Origin of the sequence: Phytopseudomonas argentinensis (assembly GCF_900113905.1) — a bacterium.
GTDB classification, from domain to species: domain Bacteria; phylum Pseudomonadota; class Gammaproteobacteria; order Pseudomonadales; family Pseudomonadaceae; genus Aquipseudomonas; species Aquipseudomonas argentinensis.
The window spans coordinates 702,773-721,161 of record NZ_FORC01000001.1; the positions used below are offsets into that span (position 1 = coordinate 702,773).

Consider the following 18,389-nt stretch of genomic DNA (forward strand, 5'->3'; position numbering starts at 1 on the left):
CCGCCTCCTCAGTAAGCGCCGGACAACAGCGCACCGGCACCGGGCACGATCGGCTCCAGGTTCAATGCCTTGAGCATGCAATAGGTGGTGGCGATGGCCGCGGTGACCACCGGCTTGCCGGTCAGCGCCTCGACCTTGGCCACCGCCGGCAGCGACTGCATCTGCACGCAGGCCGACAGCACCACCACATCGACGCCCTCCAGGTTCATGCCGGCGACGATATCCGGCAGGTTGGCCGGGTCGTGGCGCGCCACCTGCAAGTTGTCGGGGATTTCCAGGGCACGCCAGTCGACCACCTCGAAGCCTTCCTCGCGGATGTAGTCGACCACCAGTTCGGTGAGCGGCTTCATGTAGGGCGCGACGATGGCGATGCGCTTGGCCTTCATCACCTTGAGCGCCTCGACCAGGGCACCGGCGCTGGTGATCACCGGCGAGTTGGCGTCGTTGTCGGCGGTCACCTGACGCAGGCGCTTTTCGGACTGGCGATGATAGCCCAGGCCCATGGCCATGATCGCCACCAGGCAGGCATAGCCGAGCACGTCGACCTTGGCGTCGGACAGCTCCAGCGCGCAGCGATCGGACTCGGCATCCATGGCCGCCAGCTCTTCCTTCTTCACCTGCTTCATGCGCATGCGCGCCGAGTGAAAGGTGAAGCGCTCCGGGCGGATGGCCTGGCGCGCGGTGAGCATCGCCGGGATCTCGGTTTCCATGGTGGTGTTGGAGCTCGGCACGATCTGGCCGATGCGATAGAGCCTGTTCATGGCAGCACCTCGTGGTGAATGGGTTGCCCGAGGAAATCGCCGAAGGCAGCGAAGAAGCCGCCCAGGTTATCCCAGGGAATCATGTGCCCGGCATCGCTGACCCGGGCGATCTGCAGATCCGCCTTGAGTTCGCGCAGCTCGGCCTCGTCGACCGCCTCGATCACCCCGCCGCGCCCGGCCACCATCAGCAGCGCTGGCTGCTGCACGGCTGGCAGGTACTGGTGGATATTCACGCTGTGAAACTCTTCGAAGGCCTGGACGATGGCCGGCTCGTAACAGGTGTGCAGCCACTCGGCGCGCAACTGCAGTTGCTCGGGCGTCCAGGTCGGGCAGAAGGCTTTCATCGCCTCGGCATCCATGCCCTGCTCCGCCTGGCGGATGGAGTCGACGTACCAGGGCAGCTTGCTCGGATAGTCGCGGCGCCCCGGCCCGGACACGGGCGGATCGATCAGCACCAGGCGCTCCAGCCCCGCGGCGCCCATTGCCGCGGCGCGAATGGCGAAACGCGCGCCCATCGAGTGGCCGAGCAGGCTGTAGCGCTCGAAGCCCAGGGCGGCTGCGAAGGCGATGATGTCCGCAGCGCAGGTGTCGGTGTCGTAGGCCAGCTGTGGCCCGCTGGAAGACAGGCCACGGCCGCGCACATCGAGGATGTAGGTATCGAACTGGCGGCCCAGCACCTCGCCGACGAAGCCCCAGGTGATCGCCGGGCTGGTGATGCCGGGCACCAGCAGCAGCACCGGTCCCTTGCCGCCATAGCGCAGGTAGTGCTGGCGGATGCCGTTGGCCTGTACGTTGCCGCCGCCGATCAGCGTGCTCATGCCGCTACCCCGCTTTTCAGCGGCTGGGCATAGACGTCATAGCCGTAGACCCAGGCCGGGTCCTCCTGGGTACGCAGGAAAGTGTTGGCGTTGGACACTGCCTGCACGCGCGACGCCCGCTCCTTGCGGTTGGCCTCGTAGAGTTCGAACGCGGTGCGGTAGTCGGTCAGCCCGGTTTCCTGCAGGCAGCGGGTGAGCATCGCCGCGTCTTCGATGGCCATGCCAGCGCCCTGGGCCATGTGCGGCTTCATCGGGTGGCAGGCGTCGCCCAGCAGCACCAGCCGGCCACGGCTCCACAGCGGCAAGGGGTTGCGATTGCGTAGCGGCCACTTGGTGATGTCCTCGGTGGAGCGGATCAGCTTCTGCACCGTCGGGTGATAGCCCTCGAACGCCGCCAGCATTTCTTCCTGGCTGCTGTCCACGTAATTGCCCTGGAAATCCCAGGCCTCGTGGGGCACGCCGGTGACGAAGTAGTACTCATCACGCTTGGCGGTGGTGTGATAGACCATCATGTGGCGGTCATCGGTCCACCACTTCACGCAGGGCTCGAACACATCGGCATGGCGTACCAGATTCTCGCCACGGATCAACGCCCGGTGCGCGACCCAGCCGCTGTAGATCGGCGCTTCGGCGCCCAGCAACTCTTCGCGGATCTTCGAGTGAATACCGTCGGCACCGATCACGATATCGGCCGTGGCCTGGCTGCCGTCTGTGAAGGTCAGGCGCACCTGGTCGCCCTCGTCGACGATGGTTTCCAGCTTCTTGCCGAACTGCAGCGTACCCGGCGCGATGCTGTTGATCTGCAGGTCGTGCATGTCACCACGGTGCACGGTGACATAGGCCGCGCCGTACTCGCGGCGCGCGAATTCACCCAGGGGAATGCGCGACAGGTAGTCGCCGCTGAGGCCGTCGCGGCTGTGCCAGAAATCCGGGTGCGAGCCCATCTGCTCCAGCGGCTGCTCCAGGCCCATGCGCCGAAAGACCTTCATCACGTTCGGGCCGACATGGATACCGGCCCCCAGACGTGAGAACTCCGGCGACTGCTCGTAAACGGTCACGTCGAAGCCAGCCTGCTGCAGCAAGGTAGCGGCGGCTGCCCCACCTAGCCCGGCACCGACGATGGCGATTTTCTGCTGAGCGCCCATGGGCATCTCTCCTCTTCTTGGCTACGAAGCGGGACCCTGCCCGCAAGACAATTACAGTGTATGCACTATATTTTTGGAATGTGAAGAGGGTTCTTAAAGTATTTTTTCAACGACCTGAAAAGAACTAAAAACCTCATAAAAACCAAATAAAACGGCATTTGTGTAGATTGGTAACGCTTCTACAGAAAGATTGCCAAGCGTTTGAACATGAGGTTCTATTAAAAACAAATAGAGCGAACACTCTACAAAAACGCACCAACACCCAGCAGCCCGACCCACGATGGTGCGCACAGCGAGCAACGCAATCAGGAGACCTGCCATGCCGGTAAGCGATAGTGAACTGACCCAGATGTTCGAACAGGTGCTGACCCTCTCGCGGGTCGACGAGACCCAGAGCGTGGCCATTCTCAAGAGCCATTATTCGAACCCACGCACCGTGCGTGCGGCGATGGACGCCGCACAACGCCTGAAAGCCAAGGTGTATGCCGTCGAGCTGCCCTCCTTCAATCACCCGCGGGCGATGGGCAATGACATGACGGCCTACTGCGGCGATACCGCCCTGACCGGCAATCTGGCGGCGCAGCGCGCGCTGGAAGCCGCCGACCTGGTGGTCGACACCATGATGCTGCTGCACTCGCCCGAGCAGGAGCAGATTCTCAAGACCGGCACGCGCATCCTGCTGGCCGTGGAGCCGCCCGAAGTGCTGGCACGCATGCTGCCGACCGAGGACGACAAGCGCCGTGTGCTGGCCAGCGAGGCACTGCTCAAGCAGGCGCGCAGCCTGCACGTGCGCTCGGCGGCGGGCAGCGACTTCCACGCCGAGCTGGGGCAGTACCCGGCAGTTACCGAATACGGTTTTGCCGACGAGCCGGGTCGCTGGGACCACTGGCCCAGCGGCTTCCTGTTCAGCTGGCCCAACGAGGAAACCGCCCAGGGCACCCTGGTGCTGGATGTCGGCGACATCGTGCTGCCGTTCAAGAACTACTGCCGCGAGCGCATCACCCTGGAGATCGACAAGGGCTTTATCACCGGCATCCACGGCGGTTTCGAGGCCGAGTACCTGCGTGACTACCTGAAGTACTTCAAGGACCCCGAGGTCTACGGCATTTCCCATATCGGTTGGGGCCTGCAGCCGCGCGCCCAATGGACCGCCATGGGCCTGCACGACCGCAACGACGGCATGTGCATGGACGCCCGTGCCTTCTACGGCAACTTCCTGTTCTCCACCGGGCCGAACACCGAAGTCGGCGGCACGCGCAAGACGCCGTGCCACCTGGATATTCCGCTGCGTGGCTGCGACATCTACCTCGATGACAGGGCCGTGGTACTGGCCGGCGACGTGGTCTACCCGCCGGAATCCAAGGCCAGCTGACGACACCACAAGGCAGCGCCAGCCGCCGATCCTCCATACCCGCAAGCCGGCGCGGCGAACACCTCGCCGGCTTGCGCGGTTATAATCGGCGCCCTGCGCCTGGAAGCGAAACCTGCCCATGTCGATCGACGACTCGTCCGCCAACACCTATCAGGTCACCGAACAGATCGGCCACTTGCTGCGCAAGGCTTACCAGCGTCATACCGCGATCTTTCAGCAGAACGCCTGCGACGCCCAGCTCACCTCCATCCAGTTCGTCACCCTGTGCGCCCTGCGCGACCAAGGCCCCAGCTCGCAAGCCGAGCTGATCAAGGCCACGGCAGTGGACCAAGCCACCATCCGCGGCATCGTCGAGCGCCTCAAGGCGCGCGACCTGGTCGCCCTGTCGCCGGATCCCAGTGACAAGCGCAAGGTCATCGTCGAACTCACCGCCGCCGGCAGCGCACTGCTCGCCGACATGATCCCCTGCGCCCAGCAGATCAGCGAACTGACCATGGGCAGCCTCAACCCCGGCGAACGCATCGCCATCCTCTACCTGCTGCGCAAGATGAACGACAGCGGCGAGTAGTTAACAGATTGCTGCACCCTGCTTACGACAAACAGTGCGTCGGTAGCGAACATTCGATTCTGGTGGGCTGAAGCGGATCGCCGCCCGCCCCACCCTACAGCTGGCAACATATGCAAGCGGCCACACAGCGAATTTCTGTGGGAGCGGGCCATGCCCGCGATTCGTGCGCATGGCGCACTCCCACAAAAGCGAGCCAGACCACCGCTCCGTACCTTGCAGCCACTGCGCACCCATCTTCCACGATAGCTATCAGCAGATAGCTGCGTCCTCTCCCCAATCTACACAGCCCACCCTGGCCCATTCCTTGCCTAGTAAAAAGCACTTTTCATGAAGTAAGCACTTAACGAACAAAAAGCCGATTTCCTGAGTATTGCGGTAACGCCGGGAGCAGGCACACAAGGCGGCAAGGCATCCATGGAAAAGACCCTGACCCTGCAGGTGAATGGCCAGGCGGTGCAGCTCAACGCTGAACCGCAGACCCCACTGCTGTACATCCTGCGCAACGATCTGGCCCTCAACGGCCCCAAGTACGGCTGCGGCCTCGGTGAATGTGGCGCCTGCACGGTAATCATCGATGGCCGTGCCACCCGTTCCTGCGTATTTCCCGTCGGCGGCGCCATAGGCCGCAGCGTGACCACGCTGGAAGGCCTCGGCAGTCGGCAATGCCCTGATCCGGTGCAGCAAGCCTTCATCACCGAACAGGCAGCGCAATGCGGCTACTGCCTCAACGGCATGATCATGACCATCAAGGCCCTGTTGCTGCGCGAGCCCAACCCCAGCGACGAACAGCTGCGCCGCGAGCTGTCGGCCAACCTGTGCCGCTGCGGCACCCACGTCGAAATCATGCGCGCCGCCCTGCGCGCTGCTGGCCGCCCGGCCGCCCCGCACGGAGACACCCCATGCAGCTGACCCTCGAGCAATGGCTGGCCCAGCCCGACGTATTGCTGGTCGTCGACACCATCCAGCCGCCGTCCGGCCCCATGCCCAAGGGCCAGAGCGCCACGCTCAAGCCCAAGGAGCTGGGCCTGTTCCTGGCCATCACCGGAGCCGGCAAGGTGTACGCCTTCAATGGGCACGTGGACCTGGGCACCGGTATTCGCACCTCCCTGGCACAGATCGTCGCCGAGGAGCTTTACCTGCAGCTGGACCAGGTCGAGATGGTGCTGGGCGATACCGAGCGCGCGCCCAACCAGGGCGCGACCATCGCCAGCGCGACCATCCAGATCAGCGCCGTGCCCTTGCGCAACGCCGCCGCCGAAGCCCGCCGCCATCTACGGCAGCAGGCCAGCGAGCGCTGGCAAACGCCAGGCGAACAATTGACCCTTGAGGGCGGTGTGTTCACCCATCCCGATGGCCGCCAGCTGGGTTTCGGTGAGCTGATCACCGGCGGACATGTTCGCCTGCAAATCAGCGGCGAGGCGCCGCTCAAACCGGCCAGCGAATACCGCCTGGTCGGCCAGGGCGCGGCCCGGGTCGACATTCCGGCCAAGGCCACCGGCGAGCTCACCTACGTCCACGACATGCGCCTGCCCGGCATGCTCCACGGACGCGTCATTCGCCCGCCCTATGCCGGTTACGACAGTGGCGACTTCGTCGGCAACAGCCTGCTCGCGGTGGATGAAAGCTCCATCGCCGACCTACCCGGCATCGTCGCCGTGGTGGTGATCCGCGACTTCGTCGGCGTGGTCGCCGAGCGCGAGGAACAAGCCATCCGCGCCGCCCAGCAACTGCGCATCGAGTGGAAACCCTGGCAGCAGAAGTTGCCCGACCTGCGTGATGTCGCCCAGGCCATTCGCGACAACCCGCGCATCGCCCGCACCGTGCTCGACAAGGGGGACGTCGAGCAGGCGCTGAAGGATGCCGACCAACGCCTGACCCGCACCTACCTGTGGCCCTACCAGCTGCATGCCTCCATCGGCCCGTCCTGCGCCGTGGCCGACTACAGCGAACAACATTCGCGGGTCTGGTCCGGCACGCAGAACCCGCACCTGTTGCGCGCCGACCTGGCCTGGCTGCTGGAGTGCGACGAGCGTCATATCGAGATCATCCGCATGGAGGCCTCGGGCTGCTACGGCCGCAACTGCGCCGACGACGTGTGTGCCGACGCGCTGCTGCTGTCGCGTGCCGTAGGCAAGCCGGTACGGGTGCAGCTGACCCGCGAACAGGAACATGTGTGGGAGCCCAAGGGCACGGCGCAGTTGATGGAAGTGGACGGCGGGCTGAACGCCGATGGCAGCATCAGCGCCTACGACTTCCAGACCAGCTACCCCTCCAACGGCGCGCCGACCCTGGCCCTGCTGCTGACCGGTCGGGTCGAGCCGCTGCCGATGATGTTCGAGATGGGCGACCGCACCTCGATACCGCCCTACGACTACGAACATATGCGCGTGACCATCAACGACATGGCACCGCTGGTGCGCGCCTCGTGGATGCGCGGAGTCTCGGCGCTGCCCAACAGCTTCGCCCATGAGTCGTACATCGACGAGCTGGCCTTCGCCGCTGGCGTCGACCCAGTGCAATACCGCCTGCAGCACCTGGACGATCCCCGCGCCAAAGAGCTGATCGAAGCCACGGCCAGGCGTGCCGACTGGCAACCCCGCACACAGCCTCAGCAAACTCCACCCGAAGGTGACGTGTTGCGCGGTCGCGGCTTCGCCTACGCGCGCTACATCCACAGCAAGTTCCCCGGCTTCGGCGCGGCCTGGGCGGCCTGGGTCGCCGACGTGGCAGTGGACAAGCGCACCGGCGAAGTGGCGGTGACCCGCGTGGTGATCGGCCACGACGCCGGCATGATGATCAACCCCGACGGCGTGCGCCATCAGATCCACGGCAACGTGGTGCAGTCCACCAGCCGGGTGCTCAAGGAGCAGGTGCAATTCGAGGAGTCCAAGGTCGCCAGCAGCGAATGGGGTACCTACCCGATCCTCACCTTCCCGGAGGTGCCGGCCATCGACGTGATGATGATGCCGCGCCAGAGCGAACCGCCCATGGGCAGTGGCGAGTCGGCCTCGGTGCCCAGCGCCGCAGCCATCGCCAATGCAATCTACGACGCCACCGGCCTGCGCTTTCGCGAATTACCGATCACCGCCGAACGGGTGCGCGCCGCCCTCAACGGCGGCTCGCCCGACGCAGACGCGCCAGCCCCCCCAACCGGCAAGAAACGCAGCAAGTGGTGGCTCGGCGGCCTGGCAGGGGTGTTCGGCACAGCCCTGGGGCTGCTCGCCACGGCCATGCCCTGGCGCGCCGAGATCGCCCCGGTGGCACCCGCAGCACCAGGCACCTGGTCTGCCGCAACCCTGGAGCGCGGCCGCCTGCTGGCGGCGGCTGGCGATTGCGCGGTGTGCCATACCGCGCCGGAGGGCGCGACCAACGCCGGCGGCCTGGCCATGGAGACGCCGTTCGGCACCCTGTACAGCACCAATATCACCCCGGATCGGAAAACCGGTATCGGCACCTGGTCGTTCGGCGCCTTCGAGCGCGCGATGCGCGAGGGCATCAGCCGCGACGGTCGCCATCTCTATCCAGCCTTTCCCTACACCGCCTTTCGCAATATCAGCGACACCGACATGCAGTCGCTCTACGCCTACCTGATGTCCCAGGAACCGGTGAAGCAGTCCGCCCCCGCCAACCAGATGAGCTTCCCGTTCAATATCCGCCCGTTGATGGCCGGCTGGAACGCGTTGTTTCTCGGTCGCGGCGAATACCAGGCCCACACCAGTCGCTCCGAGCAGTGGAACCGCGGCGCCTACCTGGTCAACGGCCTGGGCCACTGCGCCGCCTGCCACTCGCCGCGCAACCTGCTGGGTGCAGAGAAAACCGGCAAATCCTTCCTGGCCGGCGGCGTGGTCGACGGCTGGGAGGCGCCGGCCCTGAATGCCTTGAGCAGCAGTGGCGTGCCCTGGACGGAAGCCGAACTGAGCGAATACCTGAGCAGCGGCTTCTCCAGTCAGCATGGCGTGGCAGCCGGGCCCATGGGGCCGGTAGTCAGCGAACTGGCCATGCTGCCGAAGGGCGACGTCGAAGCCATCGCGCATTATCTGGTGTCACTGGATACCAACACGGCGCCCGCCGCCAAGAGCGCCGTCAGCGATAAGGTCGATACGCTCTCGCTGACGCGGGGCCAGCGGATCTTCGAAGGTGCCTGCCAGGCGTGTCACAGCGACGGCAACGGTCCCCAGCTGTTCGGTGTCAGCCCGTCGATGGCGGTCAACAGCAACGTCCACAGCGCCGTCCCCGACAACCTGCTGAACGTCATTCTGCATGGTATCGACAAACCCGCCACGCCCGATCTGGGCTACATGCCAGCCTTCAAGGACCACCTCAGCGACCGCCAGGTGGCGGACCTGGCCGGCTACCTGCGCCAGCGTTTCGCCGGCGAGCAACCGGCCTGGAAAAACCTGCCGGAAAAGGTCGCCCACGTGCGCGCCAACCCGGGCAGTCACTGACGACGCGAAGGCGAGTTAGGCTCTGTAGGAAAAGTACCTGCGCTTGGTGATGCTTCGTTAAAAATCGGTTCGGCCTGCTCATTTACAGCTCGTAAACTCCGCGGCCTCACCGATTTTTGCCTCGCCTGACCTTCGCTCGGAAACTTTTCGTACAGACCCTAGGCGCCCTCGCCCCCTCGCGCCAACCCGCGCAGCACCAGGTCGCTGATAAATTCCAGCCAGTGCTGCTTCTCCTGGGGGGACGCCAACGCATCGTCGAGAAAGCAGCTCAGGGTGTGCAGGTTCGAGTTATAGAAGTAGCAGAGCGAGGCGATCATCAGATACACGTGGCGGATATCGATATCCTCACGAAACAGCCCCTGCTGCTGCCCCGCCTTGACGATGGGTTCGAGCATGCCCACCGCCGTTCCGGATAGCGCCCGCAGGTTGCTCGACTTGCGGGCATGGGTGCCTTGCAACAGATTTTCGGTGCCCAGGATGGTGATGAATTCCGGGTGCTTGAGGTAGTAGTTCCAGGTAAAGGCCACCAGGTCGCGGATCGCCTGCTGCGGATCCGTCAGGTCGAAGCGCTGGCGTGCTTCAGCGCGGTTGAACTGGGCGTAGATATGCTCCAGCACGCTGACGAACAGTTCGTCCTTGCTGCCGAAGTAGTAATAGATCATCCGCTCGTTGCACTGCGCCTGGCTGGCGATCTGCTCGGTACGCGCGCCGGCGTAGCCTTGCCGGCTGAACACCTTGACCGCCGCCTTGAGAATGGCCGAGCGGGTGCGGTCGGCCTGAGCAGCTCGGCTACCGCCCCCGGGCTTTTGCATGGTGAACTCCACGAACTGAAACGATGGCCAAGTATGGAGCATCGACCAGGCGATACCAATTGGCGGAGGCAAGACCAACCCACTGCCAGGCAATGGCGGGCGCTTTTACCCCAGCCCTGGCCCGGTGGCCGGAGCACATCAGCAGGCACGGCAGCCGGGATCCCCCTGCGGCAGAAAGGGGATACAGCAAAAGAGGACAAATGTTTAATTTTTGGCTTAGGAAATAACCCGCACCATTTTTCCAGTCCTTTTCCCATACAAAGCCTCTGAAATTTTCGAAGGATTCAGGGGCTTTGTGATATTGGGCATGGTGGGAAGCTAGGGATTTGAACCGTTTTTGAGCGGTTTCAGTGCGTCACAGTGCGTGCCAATCTGTGATTTTACAGGGCCTCAACGTGTCGATTAGTGGCTATGCGGCACAGTGTTTTCGACACTTTTTCGACACATCTCACACCTTACCTGTGGCCCTGATCATTGCCCCACGCTACCATCGCCTCTCTAAAATTTGCCGCCCACCAAGGAAGGTCACTAAATGCGCTATCTCATAGCAGCCATCTCTATTTTCATTGCCTCGCATGCTTTTGCTGATTCCAAGACTCAAAAAATTGAGGCTTTGCTTCGTGCCCAAGGCTTGGTTGACACTTGGGCTCAGCAGCTTAAGAGCAGTAGAGAATATAACAATGTAATGGCTCAGCAGATTATGGGGAAAGTTACAGCTAACTTGACCCCAAATGAGGAGTTCAGGAAGCGATTCAACGACGCGGGCGAGAAATTCCTTAATAATGTAGTCACTCCTTGGACAGCTGAAGACATGGTGGCTGTTTGGGGTGATTATTACGGCCCTGAATTCACTGAGTCGGAACTCGATCAGCTTATCGCTTTTTACTCCTCACCTCTGGCTCAAAAGGAAATCCAGGTTGGCCGAAGCGCATTAGAAAAATTCACGTTGCACTTTCAAAATGCAAACAAACCCATCGTCGACAAAGCCACAAATCAGTACCTACAAGACTTGCAGCTTATTGCAAAAGAATGCAATTGCACCAAGTAAGCTACTTTAAGGCATCATGTTATTACCGGGATTGCAGGCGGGTTCGTAGCTTCCGCACATCTTCTTGAATGCGATCTTAGCGCCCTTCCTGCAATCACGGTAAGTCAAAGAGCCTTTCTGATAGTTTTCGCACACGCTGGAGTGGTCAATTACTCCGTTTCGTTCTGTCCACGAAAACTCTCCGCCTACCCTCTTTTTCTGGTGGCCGTTTTCCCAAGACCAGTAACCGGTTCTGCTTACCTCGCGCACTTGTTTCCGCTGCTGCCGTTGTGGCTGGCTCACTTGTTGGCTTTGATAGGTGGATGCTGCGTAGGTATTAGCGATTGGCTTCGGTTTGTAGTTGCTATCGTTAAACGAAGTCTGCCGCTCTTGAGTTTCCTGCGCGCGTTGGCGTGACCATTCTTCAAGCTCGCGGTTGGCTTGGATTGTCTGTTGGGCTTGGCTGGATCTGATCCAGTCTTGATCGTTGCCTTGTAGCGCTTCAGCTGGTGGTTGCTGTGGCTGTACAGGCTGCTTGCTGAATATGGGTTCACCGCCAAAGCGGATAGCCTGCTTGAGTTGTGCCACGTCTATCACGATGGGCCTTGCAAATACGGTGACCAAGCTCCAAAAGATTGCGGAGCCAATACCCAGGATTGCCAGCGTACGCCATGGGCCTTGTTTTTTACGTTGTCGCAAATAATCAGGAACATCTTCCTTGTTAGCTTTCATTACTGATCCCTGTGCAAATAAAATTTTCAATTTCTTACAAAATCGCTAACTTATCACTCCATAGCCGACTTGATTTTGTTCAGGCTACCCACGTTCTGCGGCACACGTTCGCCAGCCACTTTGTCATCAACGGCGGCAATATCCTTACCCTGCAAAAGATTCTTGGTCACCAGTCGCTAACTATGACAATGAGGTACGCACACTTAGCCCCAAACCACCTGCAAGATGCAATTAACCTAGGCCCACCTCGCCCAAACCTAGAACCACAGATTAGATATTGACACCAACATAGCAAGGATAGTTGTTGCAGCATTTAGATATATGCATGCCACTGCGACAACTGCAATCTCGAAGTAGGCAAAAAATGGAAAGCTGTCAGCTCTAAACTCTTTGTAAACCAACAATCTTTTTAGCTGCTGTTTTGGCACTACGTGAATTAGCTCTTCGAATTTCAAGTCTCGAAAAACTTTCAAAACCCCTATCAGCATCATTAAAAAAATCGTGACCATAAAAATCAATTCACGGCTTTCAGATCCACTGTCAATCCTTGACGAGGTCATTTCTGAAAACGTAGACACCAAAGCCTGTATTGCTATAAAAGCGAAAAAGAAAACACCTACAACAGTCACACTCCACGATCCAAGAAAAACCAATATTCTTGTAATATTTTTTCTAAACACCGGAGAGTGCTTAGTATAAGAGCGCTGCGAATCAATAATAAAATTAATAGCACTAGAAACAAGTAGACTCAATAGCAGATCCAGATACCAAACACCAATTTTCGACACTGAAAATGTTGCTAGCAGCATTACTACCCTGGAGAAAAATCTCCATCTGAATTTTTTGTCCTCGTGCAAAGTATTCCAGTAGTTCTCTGTGACCCCTTTGAGTCGCGACATTTTCCCCCCGCAAAAAGTTGATTTTGGTAGACCAAGCTTATCGATGGCTGATAGAGCCAGGCCAAAAAATCGACACTTCTTCGACACTTTGCATGCCGCAGATAGCAAAAGCCCCCGAAACTCTAGGAATTTCAGGGGCTTAGGCTTGAGATATGGCGGGAAGATAGGGATTTGAACCCTAGGTACCATCGCTGATACAACGGATTTCGAATCCGTCCCGTTCGGCCACTCCGGCATCTTCCCAGGCGGCGCGCATGATATCAGCAGAAATCGGTTTGGCGAAGCCCATCGCGTAATTTTTTTCGCGTGCTATCAAACGCTTGGCTCATTTGCTGGTGATCGCTGCGCTACCACTGACTGATTGGCGCGCGGGATGCCGCGCTCCACCGCCCGAGGCATAAGGGTTCTGCACCTTTGCCGGTCGGCTTAGGGCAACGCTGGCAGAACCGGGCGCCATCCGCTCGGCGGATACTGCATTGCCGGCAAGGCAAATTACTGTACATTTAAACAGTATATTTCTTGCCATCCGTTTGCCATGTCCTCTGTCGTCGCCATCGATCATCTGCTCAATGAACGCCGTATCTGGCGTGGCCAGGGCATTGTCGCGCCCAATGGCCACCAGCCCACCGGCAACGCGGCGCTGAATGCCTCGCTGCCAGGCGGTGGCTGGCCAGAGGCGGCGTTGAGCGAGTTGCTGGTCGAGGCGCCGGGTATTGGCGAGTTGCGGGTGCTGCTGGCGACGCTGGCGCGCCTGAGTGCTGCCGGGGAGCGGGTGGTGCTGATCGCGCCGCCCTACCTGCCCTACCCCAGCGCCTGGCTGGCGGCTGGTGTGGAGCTGAAGCAGCTGACGCTGATCCAGGCGAACGCTCGGGATGCCTTGTGGGCGGCCGAGCAGTGCCTGCGTTCGGGCAGTTGCGGGGCGGTGGTGCTGTGGCCGCAGCGTGCCGATGACCGTGCCCTGCGCCGCCTGCAGATCGCCGCCGAAACCGGGCAGACCCTGGCCTTCGCCTACCGCCCGCTGTTTGAGGCGCGTAACCCTTCGCCGGCGGCCCTGCGCCTGACCATCCAGGCGCAGCCTGCCCAGGTACGGGTGCTCAAGTGCCGAGGTGGCCAACCGCCGGCGCGCACCTTTGCCTTGAGCGGCTGGGGCCTTTGACATGCGCTGGGCATGCATCCTGTTGCCGCAACTGGCCATGGACGGCGTGCTGCGTGGCCGTGAGGACCACGACGCACCATTGGTATTGCTCAGCGGGACACCCCAGCGACGCGTGTTGCAGGCGGTCACCCCGGCCGCGCGAGCGCTTGGCCTGCGCCCGGGGCTGACGCTGACGGCGGCGCAATCCCTGAACTGCGCGTTCGCCAGCGCCGAGTACGAGCCCGCCGATATTGAACGCTGGCGCAGTTTCCTGGCCGCCTGGGCCTACGGCTTCAGCTCCCAGGTCAGCCTGCACTACCCGCGCTGCCTGCTGCTCGAAGTGCAATCGAGCCTTTCCCTGTTCGGCCCCTGGCCGCGCTTCGAGGCGCGCTTGCGTGAAGAGCTGACGGCGCTGGGCTTTCGCCATCGCATTACCCTGGCGCATCACCCGGCCGCAGCGCGCATGCTCGCCAACCTGCACGATGGCCTGGCGATCAGCGACGAGCAGGCACTGCGCGAGCGGTTGGCGGCCATGCCGCTGGATCGCATCGGCCTGCCCGAGGAGCTGGCCACGACATTGGCGCGCATGGGCCTGCGCCAGGTACGCCAGCTGCAGGCACTGCCCCGCGACAGCCTGGCGCGGCGCTTCCCGCCCGAGTTGCTGACTGGCCTGGATACCCTGATGGGCCTGCGCCCGCTGGCGCTCGATTACTACCGCCCGCCGGATGTGTTCGACAGCCGGCTGGAGTTGCATTTCGAGGTGGAGTCGACCCAGGCCCTGCTGTTTCCGTTACGCCGCCTGACCGCGGACCTGGCCGCTTACCTGGCAGGTCGTGACTGCGGCGTACAGCGCTTCGTGCTGCACCTGGAACACCGCGATGGTGAAGACAGCCTGCTGCCCGTCGGCCTGCTCAGTGCCGAGCGAGAAGCAGGCATGCTGCTGGAGTTCACCCGCGGCCGCCTGGAACAGCTGCAATTGCCGTCACCGGTGCTGGCGCTGCGCCTGGTGGCCCGCGACCTGCCGACCTTCGTGCCGCAGCACCAGGCGCTGTTCGAGGATCGTCCGCAACAAACCCTGGGCTGGGAGCAGCTGCGTGAACGCCTGCGCGCACGCCTGGGCGACGACGCCGTGCAAGGCCTGGCCGCCCATGCCGATCACCGCCCGGAGAAGGCCTGGCGCACGGATATCAACCGCGCTGCGCTGCCCCGCCCGAGCGGCGTGCGGCCCAGTTGGCTGCTGCCGGAGCCGCAGGTGCTGCGCGAGCCGCTGCATATTCTCAGGGGCCCGGAGCGCATCGAGTCCGGCTGGTGGGATGGCGAGGACGTGCGCCGCGACTACTACCTGATCGAGACCCGCAGCGGCCAGCGCGGCTGGGCCTTTCGCAGCGTCGGTGAAGACGGCCCGTTGTGGCTGCATGGCTGGTTCGCATGAGCCTGCCGGGCTACGCCGAGCTGCACTGCCTGTCGAACTTCAGTTTCCAGCGCGGTGCCTCCAGCGCCGCCGAGCTGTTCGAGCGCGCCAGGCTGCTTGGCTATCGCGCCCTGGCGATCACCGACGAATGCACCCTGGCCGGCATCGTGCGGGCCTGGCAGGCTGCCAAAGAGCATGAGGTGAAGCTGATCGTCGGCAGCGAGCTGAGGCTGCAGAACGGCGCCCGGCTGGTTGTGCTGGTCGAGAACCTTGCTGGTTACCAGCGTTTGTGTGCGCTGATCACCCGCGCCCGGCGACGTGCGGAAAAGGGCAACTACATCCTGCTCGAAGAAGACCTGCCCGAGGCGCCGGACGGGCTGCTGGCCATCTGGCTGCCAGGGCCGGACGACGACGCCATGGCCGGCGCCTGGTTACGCGAGCGCTTTGCCGAGCGCCTGTGGCTGGGTGTGGAGCTGCACCGCGGCGCCGACGATGCAGCGCTGTTGCAGCATGGCCTGGGCCTGGCCCGGCAACTGGGCATCCCTGCCGTGGCCTGTGGCGACGTGCACATGCACGCCCGTGGCCGCCGCGCCCTGCAGGACTGCATGACCGCCATCCGCCACCACCTTCCGGTGGCCGAAGCCGGTGCCCACCTGTTCGCCAATGGCGAGCGCCACCTGCGTCGCCATGAGGAATTGGCCGAGCTGTATCCGCCCGAGCTGCTTGCCGAAACCCTGCGCATCGCCGAGCGTTGTCGGTTCGACCTCAGCGAGCTCAAGTACCAATACCCCAATGAGCTGGTGCCAGCCGGCCATGACGCCGGTTCCTGGCTGCGCCAGCTGGTCGAGGACGGTATCCGCTGGCGTTGGCCTGACGGCATTACCGAGGAAGTACGCAAGCAGCTAGACAAAGAGCTCGCGCTGATCTGCGAGCTGCACTACGAGAGCTATTTCCTCACCGTGCACGACATCGTGCGCTTCGCCCGCGAGCAGTCGATTCTCTGCCAGGGGCGTGGCTCGGCGGCCAACTCGTCGGTGTGCTTCGCCCTGGGCATCACCGAACTGAACCCGATGGCCAAGGGCAGCCGCCTGCTGTTCGAACGTTTCCTGTCCCGCGAGCGCAACGAGCCGCCGGATATCGACGTGGACTTCGAGCACGACCGCCGCGAGGAAGTCATCCAGTACGTGTTCCGCCGCTATGGCCGTGAGCGCGCGGCGTTGACCGCAGTGGTCAGCACCTACCACGGTGCCGGGGCGATCCGAGACGTGGCCAAGGCCCTGGGCTTGCCGCCCGACCAGATCAACGCCCTGGCCGGTTGCTGCGGCCGCTGGAGCGATCGCATCCCGGATGCCGAGCGCCTGCGTGAGGCCGGCTTCGACCCGCAAAGCAAGGTGCTGCACCGCGTGCTGGTGCTGGCCGGCGAGCTGATCGGCTTTCCCCGCCACCTCTCCCAGCACCCCGGCGGCTTCGTGATTTCCGAGACGCCCCTCGACACCCTGGTGCCGGTGGAAAATGCCAGCATGGCCGAGCGCACCGTGATCCAGTGGGACAAGGACGACCTCGACGCCGTCGGGCTGCTCAAGGTCGATGTGCTGGCCCTCGGCATGCTCAGCGCCCTGCGCCGCTGCTTCGACCTGTTGGCCGCCTACCGCGGCGAACGCTGGACACTGGCCAGCCTGCCGGCCGAGGATCAGGCCACCTACCAGATGATCAGCCGCGCCGACACTCTGGGCGTGTTCCAGATCGAATCCCGTGCGCAGATGGCCATGCTGCCGCGCCTGCGCCCAAAGACCTTCTACGACCTGGTGATCCAGGTGGCCATCGTGCGGCCGGGGCCGATCCAGGGCGACATGGTGCACCCCTACCTGCGCCGCCGCACCGGTGAAGAAGAAGTCACCTACCCCTCCCAAGAACTGGTGCCTGTATTCGAGCGCACCCTGGGCGTGCCGCTGTTTCAGGAGCAGGTGATGGAACTGGCGATCATCGCCGCCGATTACAGCCCCGGCGAAGCGGACGAACTGCGCCGTGCCATGGCCGCCTGGAAGCGTCATGGCGGCCTGGAGCCGCACCGCGAGCGACTGACCAAGCGCATGCTCGAGAAGGGCTACGAGCCCGCCTACATCGCGCGCATCTTCGAACAGATCAAGGGCTTTGGCAGCTACGGTTTTCCCGAGTCCCATGCCTCCAGCTTCGCCCTGCTCACCTACGCCAGCTGCTGGCTCAAATGCCACGAGCCGGCAGCCTTTGCCTGCGCCCTGATCAACAGCTGGCCTATGGGCTTCTACAACCCCGACCAGGTGCTGCAGGACGCCCGCCGCCACGGCCTGCGCATCCACCCGGTGGATGTGCGCCACAGTGCCTGGGAGTGCACCCTGGAAGATATCGGCAAGCCGCAACCGGCCATTCGCCTGGGGCTGTGCCTGGTCAAGGGCCTTCGAGAGGACGCGGCGTTGCGTATCGCCGCCGCCCGCGAACAGGCACCGTTCAGCGATATCGCCGACCTCTGCCAGCGCGCCCGCCTGGACAATCATGCCCGGGCGCGCTTGGCCGACGCCGGCGCCCTGCAGGCCCTGGCCGGCCATCGCCATCAGGCACGCTGGGCCATCGCCGGCGTCGAGCCGCAGCTGCCGTTGTTCGCCAGCCTGCCGGCACAACAGGAGGCCGCCATCAACCTGCCGCGCCCCAGCGTTGGCGAGAACCTGCTGACCGACTACGCGACCCTGGGTACCACCCTCGGCCCCCATCCGCTGGCGCTGCTGCGCAGCAAGCTCAGGGCCGCCCGCTGCCGCAGCCGCCGTGAACTGGAATCCGTGGAGCCTGGGCGAATGGTCAGCGTGGCCGGCCTGGTGATCGGCCGCCAGCGCCCACAGACCGCCAGCGGCATAACCTTCGTTACCCTGGAAGACGAGTTCGGCATGATCAACGTGCTGGTGCGCCTGGAGCTGGCCGAGCGCCAGCGCAAGACGCTGCTGCAGTCGCGGCTGTTGCGTATCGATGGTCACCTGGAAGCGACCAAAGGCGTGCAACACGTGATCGCCGGGCGACTGGTCGACCTGACCGACTGGCTAGTGGGGCTGGATGTGCGTAGCCGGGATTTTCACTGAGTGGGGATGCAGCGGTCGGCGGTTTTGATGGGCTTCGCCCATCCTACCTGGTGGTGACTTCGTAAGGCGTGGGAACGGGCGGGGACGCCTCGTACACACAGTCCTGTGGGAACGGGCCATGCCCGTGAGCTTTCGAGCGCATGGCGCGCTCCCACAGGTG

Annotated in this window: 14 protein-coding genes, 1 tRNA gene and 1 pseudogene; 9 read left to right on the forward strand and 7 right to left on the reverse strand. The window is 62.9% G+C overall.

Annotated features, from left to right (window positions below):
* Nucleotides 1–8: 8 nt before the first annotated feature.
* The 3 genes from BM154_RS03235 to BM154_RS03245 are packed head-to-tail and all read right to left on the reverse strand — an operon-like array spanning nucleotide 9 to nucleotide 2,724.
* Nucleotides 9–761, reverse strand: a complete 753-nt coding sequence (locus tag BM154_RS03235; protein WP_074880922.1) for a maleate cis-trans isomerase family protein — start codon at nucleotides 759–761, stop codon at nucleotides 9–11.
* Complete coding sequence (locus tag BM154_RS03240; protein ID WP_074880924.1) at nucleotides 758–1,579, reverse strand: alpha/beta fold hydrolase; 822 nt, start codon at nucleotides 1,577–1,579, stop codon at nucleotides 758–760. Before BM154_RS03240 ends, BM154_RS03235 begins: the two co-directional genes overlap by 4 nt.
* Nucleotides 1,576–2,724 carry an FAD-dependent monooxygenase gene (locus BM154_RS03245; RefSeq protein WP_074880926.1) on the reverse strand — a complete coding sequence of 383 codons (1,149 nt, stop codon included), beginning with the start codon at nucleotides 2,722–2,724 and terminating at the stop codon, nucleotides 1,576–1,578. Before BM154_RS03245 ends, BM154_RS03240 begins: the two co-directional genes overlap by 4 nt.
* Nucleotides 2,725–3,043: 319 nt before the next feature.
* Between BM154_RS03245 and BM154_RS03250 the strand changes: the two genes are divergently transcribed.
* The 4 genes from BM154_RS03250 (at nucleotide 3,044) to BM154_RS03265 (ending at nucleotide 9,109) form a co-directional block, all read left to right on the forward strand.
* Nucleotides 3,044–4,096, forward strand: a complete 1,053-nt coding sequence (locus BM154_RS03250; protein ID WP_074880929.1) for a 2,5-dihydroxypyridine 5,6-dioxygenase — start codon at nucleotides 3,044–3,046, stop codon at nucleotides 4,094–4,096.
* A gap of 118 nt (nucleotides 4,097–4,214) precedes the next feature.
* Nucleotides 4,215–4,664, forward strand: coding sequence for a MarR family winged helix-turn-helix transcriptional regulator (locus tag BM154_RS03255; protein WP_074880931.1), 450 nt, complete (start codon nucleotides 4,215–4,217; stop codon nucleotides 4,662–4,664).
* Between the two features lie 414 nt (nucleotides 4,665–5,078).
* Nucleotides 5,079–5,573: a (2Fe-2S)-binding protein gene (locus BM154_RS03260; RefSeq protein ID WP_074880934.1), complete on the forward strand. Its 495-nt coding sequence runs from the start codon at nucleotides 5,079–5,081 to the stop codon at nucleotides 5,571–5,573.
* A complete protein-coding gene (locus BM154_RS03265; RefSeq protein ID WP_074880936.1) occupies nucleotides 5,564–9,109 on the forward strand; it encodes a molybdopterin cofactor-binding domain-containing protein in 3,546 nt (1,181 codons plus the stop codon). Before BM154_RS03260 ends, BM154_RS03265 begins: the two co-directional genes overlap by 10 nt.
* A 158-nt stretch (nucleotides 9,110–9,267) precedes the next feature.
* On the opposite strand, the gene BM154_RS03270 is transcribed toward BM154_RS03265, so the two are convergent.
* On the reverse strand, nucleotides 9,268–9,921 hold the full coding sequence (locus BM154_RS03270; protein ID WP_074880940.1) for a TetR/AcrR family transcriptional regulator: 654 nt from the start codon (nucleotides 9,919–9,921) through the stop codon (nucleotides 9,268–9,270).
* A 532-nt stretch (nucleotides 9,922–10,453) separates the two neighbouring features.
* Between BM154_RS03270 and BM154_RS03275 the strand changes: the two genes are divergently transcribed.
* Nucleotides 10,454–10,969, forward strand: coding sequence for a DUF2059 domain-containing protein (locus BM154_RS03275; protein WP_074880942.1), 516 nt, complete (start codon nucleotides 10,454–10,456; stop codon nucleotides 10,967–10,969).
* A gap of 6 nt (nucleotides 10,970–10,975) precedes the next feature.
* Here the strand turns inward: BM154_RS03275 and BM154_RS23685 are convergent, their stop codons facing one another.
* Entirely contained in the window at nucleotides 10,976–11,680 is a 705-nt protein-coding gene (locus BM154_RS23685; RefSeq protein ID WP_074880944.1) for a hypothetical protein, read from the reverse strand.
* 80 nt (nucleotides 11,681–11,760) lie between these two features.
* Here BM154_RS23685 and BM154_RS03285 point away from each other — a divergent pair.
* Nucleotides 11,761–11,961: pseudogene (locus BM154_RS03285) on the forward strand (tyrosine-type recombinase/integrase); the annotation flags it as partial.
* Here the strand turns inward: BM154_RS03285 and BM154_RS23690 are convergent.
* Nucleotides 11,938–12,579: a hypothetical protein gene (locus BM154_RS23690; protein WP_139225376.1), complete on the reverse strand. Its 642-nt coding sequence runs from the start codon at nucleotides 12,577–12,579 to the stop codon at nucleotides 11,938–11,940. The pseudogene BM154_RS03285 and the gene BM154_RS23690 sit on opposite strands and share 24 nt — an antisense overlap.
* A gap of 153 nt (nucleotides 12,580–12,732) precedes the next feature.
* Nucleotides 12,733–12,822 (reverse strand) — tRNA-Ser (locus BM154_RS03290).
* Between the two features lie 292 nt (nucleotides 12,823–13,114).
* Between BM154_RS03290 and imuA the strand changes: the two genes are divergently transcribed.
* From imuA to BM154_RS03305, 3 genes are read left to right on the forward strand one after another with little or no spacing between them, the layout of a single operon-like run.
* Entirely contained in the window at nucleotides 13,115–13,735 is a 621-nt protein-coding gene (imuA, locus tag BM154_RS03295; protein ID WP_074880945.1) for a translesion DNA synthesis-associated protein ImuA, read from the forward strand.
* A 1-nt stretch (nucleotide 13,736) separates the two neighbouring features.
* Nucleotides 13,737–15,146 (forward strand): Y-family DNA polymerase, encoded by a 1,410-nt coding sequence (locus BM154_RS03300; protein ID WP_074880947.1) that lies wholly within the window; start codon nucleotides 13,737–13,739, stop codon nucleotides 15,144–15,146.
* Nucleotides 15,122–18,229: an error-prone DNA polymerase gene (locus BM154_RS03305; RefSeq protein WP_167364645.1), complete on the forward strand. Its 3,108-nt coding sequence runs from the start codon at nucleotides 15,122–15,124 to the stop codon at nucleotides 18,227–18,229. The genes BM154_RS03300 and BM154_RS03305 overlap by 25 nt, the downstream gene beginning before the upstream one ends.
* The last annotated feature ends 160 nt before the right edge of the window (nucleotides 18,230–18,389 follow it).

What these genes read in the sequence shown, in the direction of transcription:
- BM154_RS03235 (WP_074880922.1), bottom strand. Translation starts at nt 761, where the DNA reads ATGAACAGGCTCTATCGCATCGGCCAGATCGTGCCGAGCTCCAACACC.
- BM154_RS03240 (WP_074880924.1), bottom strand. Translation starts at nt 1,579, where the DNA reads ATGAGCACGCTGATCGGCGGCGGCAACGTACAGGCCAACGGCATCCGC.
- BM154_RS03245 (WP_074880926.1), bottom strand. Translation starts at nt 2,724, where the DNA reads ATGGGCGCTCAGCAGAAAATCGCCATCGTCGGTGCCGGGCTAGGTGGG.
- BM154_RS03250 (WP_074880929.1), top strand. Translation starts at nt 3,044, where the DNA reads ATGCCGGTAAGCGATAGTGAACTGACCCAGATGTTCGAACAGGTGCTG.
- BM154_RS03255 (WP_074880931.1), top strand. Translation starts at nt 4,215, where the DNA reads ATGTCGATCGACGACTCGTCCGCCAACACCTATCAGGTCACCGAACAG.
- BM154_RS03260 (WP_074880934.1), top strand. Translation starts at nt 5,079, where the DNA reads ATGGAAAAGACCCTGACCCTGCAGGTGAATGGCCAGGCGGTGCAGCTC.
- BM154_RS03265 (WP_074880936.1), top strand. Translation starts at nt 5,564, where the DNA reads ATGCAGCTGACCCTCGAGCAATGGCTGGCCCAGCCCGACGTATTGCTG.
- BM154_RS03270 (WP_074880940.1), bottom strand. Translation starts at nt 9,921, where the DNA reads ATGCAAAAGCCCGGGGGCGGTAGCCGAGCTGCTCAGGCCGACCGCACC.
- BM154_RS03275 (WP_074880942.1), top strand. Translation starts at nt 10,454, where the DNA reads ATGCGCTATCTCATAGCAGCCATCTCTATTTTCATTGCCTCGCATGCT.
- BM154_RS23685 (WP_074880944.1), bottom strand. Translation starts at nt 11,680, where the DNA reads ATGAAAGCTAACAAGGAAGATGTTCCTGATTATTTGCGACAACGTAAA.
- BM154_RS23690 (WP_139225376.1), bottom strand. Translation starts at nt 12,579, where the DNA reads ATGTCGCGACTCAAAGGGGTCACAGAGAACTACTGGAATACTTTGCAC.
- imuA (WP_074880945.1), top strand. Translation starts at nt 13,115, where the DNA reads ATGTCCTCTGTCGTCGCCATCGATCATCTGCTCAATGAACGCCGTATC.
- BM154_RS03300 (WP_074880947.1), top strand. Translation starts at nt 13,737, where the DNA reads ATGCGCTGGGCATGCATCCTGTTGCCGCAACTGGCCATGGACGGCGTG.